The sequence below is a fragment of the Mesorhizobium sp. M2E.F.Ca.ET.209.01.1.1 genome (assembly GCF_004010375.2).
Classification (GTDB): domain Bacteria; phylum Pseudomonadota; class Alphaproteobacteria; order Rhizobiales; family Rhizobiaceae; genus Mesorhizobium.
In genome coordinates, this window is sequence record NZ_SADP02001410.1 from 1 (window position 1) to 278 (window position 278).

A 278-nucleotide genomic window follows, 5' to 3' on the forward strand; every position below is an offset into this window, starting at 1 on the left:
TGGCGGCGCTGAAGCGCTTCGTCGACTATGTGAAGTCGCACGACAAGGTGTGGCTGACGCGGCGCATCGACATCGCCAGGCACTGGCGCGAGACGCATCCTTACGAGGCGCCGGCGTTGCGGCCGTCGCGGATGGAATTCGAGGAATTCGTGCATGCCTTCGGCGGCGTGTTCGAGCATTCGCCGTGGATCGCCGAGCGAGCCTACGAATTGGAGCTCGGCCCGGCGCATGACAGTGCCGGCGGCCTGCACAACGCGCTCTGCCGCATCTTCCGCGCG

General features: G+C 66.5%; 1 protein-coding gene. It reads left to right on the forward strand.

Annotated features, from left to right (window positions below; genetic code table 11):
* A partial coding sequence (locus EN852_RS40590) for a 2-oxo-4-hydroxy-4-carboxy-5-ureidoimidazoline decarboxylase (protein ID WP_348643572.1) occupies positions 1 to 278 on the forward strand: 278 nt, incomplete at both ends.